The sequence below is a fragment of the Corynebacterium sp. HMSC076C10 genome (genome assembly GCF_001812455.1).
GTDB lineage: Bacteria > Actinomycetota > Actinomycetes > Mycobacteriales > Mycobacteriaceae > Corynebacterium > Corynebacterium jeikeium_D.
The window spans coordinates 1-3,413 of record NZ_KV809110.1; the positions used below are offsets into that span (position 1 = coordinate 1).

The window sequence follows — 3,413 nt, forward strand, 5'->3', positions numbered from 1 at the left end:
AAGGCTGCCTCATCGCTAACTTTGCAACAGTGCCTCTGAGCGCCCTTTCCAGTCAGAACCCGCAGGCCGATCTTGCGGTCTGACAGCTCCTTCACCGTGTTGACCAGATGGGCAAGCGATCGTCCGAGGCGATCGAGCTTCCAGACCACCAGCACATCGCCGTCACGCAATGACTTGAGGCAGGCAGTCAAGCCAGGGCGATCATCACGACCGCCGGAAGCAAGATCATCATAGATATTGTCCCGTTCGACACCTGCGGCGCGCAAGGCGTCGTGCTGCAGGTCGAGAGACTGCGAGCCATCGGCTTTGGAGACGCGGGCATATCCGATCAGCATGTATCACAAACGTTGGTTTGAGGCGGCGCTTCGGCCACGATTGCATTGACCTCTGGAAATGTATCTCAACCAGCTTCATAAACAAAGCGTCTTGAACGCTATCAGATTTTGAAAAAGGAACATGTATGCCGCGTCGCGTCACTCTAACCGATCGGCAGAAAGACGCGCTGTTGCGCTTGCCGACTTCACAGACGGATTTGCTCAAGCACTATACGCTGAGTGATGAAGACTTTGGGCATATCAGGCTGCGTCGGCGCGCTCACAACAGGTTCGGCTTCGCCCTGCAATTGTGTGTCCTGCGCTATCCCGGCCGGGTGCTGGCTCCAGGCGAACTGATCCCTGCAGAGGTCATCGAATTTATCGGAGCGCAGCTTGGCCTGGGTGCCGACGATCTCGTAGACTATGCTGCCCGCGAGGAAACACGGCACGAGCATCTTGCCGAGTTACGGGGGCTCTACGGCTTCCGCACCTTCTCCGGACGTGGTGCGAGCGAGCTGAAGGAATGGTTGTTCCGAGAAGCCGAGATGGCGGTGTCGAACGAGGATATCGCCCGTCGCTTCGTAGCCGAGTGCCGACGCACCCGCACTGTCCTTCCCGCGACATCCACGATCGAGCGGCTTTGTGCCGCGGCTCTCGTCGATGCCGAGCGACGCATCGAGACGAGGATCGCCAGTCGGCTGCCTATGTCGATCCGAGAACAGTTGCTGGCATTGCTCGAGGAGACGGCTGATGATCGGGTGACCCGTTTTGTGTGGCTGCGCCAGTTCGAGCCTGGCTCGAACTCTTCGTCGGCCAACCGGCTGCTCGACCGGCTCGAATATCTGCAACGCGTCGATCTCCCCGAGGATCTGCTTGCCGGCGTTCCTGCCCATCGGGTGACTCGTCTGCGCAGGCAGGGTGAACGGTATTATGCCGACGGCATGCGCGATCTCCCGGAGGACAGGCGGCTTGCGATCTTGGCTGTTTGCGTCTCGGAATGGCAGGCGATGTTGGCCGACGCAGTGGTCGAAACCCACGACCGGATCGTCGGCCGTCTCTACCGTGCTTCGGAGCGTATTTGCCATGCAAAGGTCGCAGACGAAGCGGGGGTGGTGCGTGACACCCTGAAATCCTTCGCCGAGATCGGGGGCGCCCTGGTCGATGCACAGGATGATGGCCAGCCGCTGGGCGATGTCATCGCGAGTGGGTCAGGGTGGGACGGCTTAAAAACCCTTGTTGCAATGGCAACCAGGCTGACCGCCACCATGGCCGACGATCCGCTCAATCATGTGCTCGACGGTTATCACCGCTTCCGCCGATACGCTCCACGCATGTTGCGCCTGCTCGATCTGCGAGCTGCGCCCGTTGCACTGCCGCTTCTGGAAGCGGTGACGGCCCTTCGTACCGGTTTGAACGATGCCGCGATGACCAGCTTCTTGCGGCCCAGCTCGAAATGGCATCGCCACCTTCGGGCCCAGAGGGCTGGCGACGCTCGCCTATGGGAGATCGCGGTGCTGTTCCATCTGCGCGATGCGTTCCGCTCCGGAGATGTCTGGCTTACTAGGTCCCGGCGCTATGGCGATCTGAAACACGCACTCGTTCCGGCACAAGCCATCGCGGAAGGCGGTCGTCTCGCTGTGCCATTGCGGCCGGAGGAATGGCTGGCAGACCGGCAAGCTCGCCTCGACATGCGGTTGCGCGAGCTTGGCCGTGCCGCTCGCGCAGGCACGATCCCGGGCGGGTCGATTGAAAACGGCGTTCTGCATATCGAGAAACTCGAAGCCGCCGCGCCGACAGGCGCCGAAGATCTGGTGCTCGATCTCTACAAGCAGATCCCGCCCACGCGCATCACCGATCTCCTGCTGGAGGTGGATGCGGCGACCGGCTTCACCGAAGCGTTCACCCATCTGCGCACAGGAGCACCCTGCGCTGACCGGATCGGGCTAATGAACGTTATCTTGGCGGAAGGGATCAACCTCGGCTTGCGCAAAATGGCGGATGCGACAAACACCCACACCTTCTGGGAATTGATCCGCATTGGACGGTGGCATGTCGAGGGCGAAGCCTATGACCGGGCGCTGGCCATGGTGGTCGAGGCACAGGCAGCGTTACCCATGGCCCGGTTCTGGGGCATGGGCACGTCGGCTTCGAGCGACGGACAGTTCTTCGTCGCTACAGAGCAAGGTGAGGCCATGAACCTGGTCAACGCGAAATATGGCAATACCCCGGGCCTGAAAGCCTATAGCCACGTCTCCGACCAATATGCGCCGTTCGCAACCCAGGTGATTCCTGCAACGGCAAGCGAAGCGCCTTACATCCTCGATGGCCTGCTGATGAACGATGCTGGACGCCATATCCGCGAGCAGTTCACCGACACGGGCGGCTTCACCGATCACGTCTTTGCCGCATGTGCCATTCTCGGCTACCGGTTCGCTCCGCGCATCCGCGACCTGCCATCCAAACGGCTCTACGCGTTCAATCCGTCGGCCGCCCCGGCGCACCTGCGAGCGTTGATCGGCGGAAAGGTCAACCAAGCCATGATCGAGCGCAATTGGCCCGACATCCTGCGCATCGCCGCCACCATTGCTGCCGGGACCGTCGCGCCAAGCCAGATTCTGCGGAAACTCGCCTCCTATCCGCGGCAGAACGAGCTCGCGACAGCCCTGCGGGAAGTCGGTCGCGTCGAGCGCACCCTGTTCATGATCGACTGGATTCTGGATGCCGAACTCCAACGGCGTGCCCAGATCGGGCTCAACAAAGGCGAAGCTCATCATGCGCTGAAGCGGGCAATCAGCTTCCACCGCCGCGGTGAAATCCGCGACCGTTCCGCCGAAGGCCAGCATTACCGCATCGCCGGCATGAATCTGCTCGCCGCCATCATCATCTTCTGGAACACCATGAAGCTCGGCGAGGTCGTTGCAAACCAGAAACGCGATGGAAAGCTGCTATCGCCCGATCTCTTGGCCCATGTTTCGCCGCTCGGATGGGAACACATCAATCTCACCGGAGAATATCGCTGGCCAAAGCCTTAGCGTAGGATTCCGCCCCCTCCCGCAAACGACCCCAAGATGTTCATGGTCTCCCCGATCACTGCCCGGA

The 3,413-nt window shown here is 61.1% G+C and carries 2 protein-coding genes; one reads left to right on the plus strand and one right to left on the minus strand.

The features are described 5' to 3' along the window. On the minus strand, nucleotides 1–335 hold a 335-nt coding region (locus tag HMPREF2857_RS04790), incomplete at its 3' end, for a recombinase family protein (RefSeq protein ID WP_141751974.1). 125 nt (nucleotides 336–460) lie between these two features. Between HMPREF2857_RS04790 and HMPREF2857_RS04795 the strand changes: the two genes are divergently transcribed. Beyond that, entirely contained in the window at nucleotides 461–3,346 is a 2,886-nt protein-coding gene (locus HMPREF2857_RS04795; RefSeq protein WP_011116984.1) for a Tn3 family transposase, read from the plus strand. The last annotated feature ends 67 nt before the right edge of the window (nucleotides 3,347–3,413 follow it).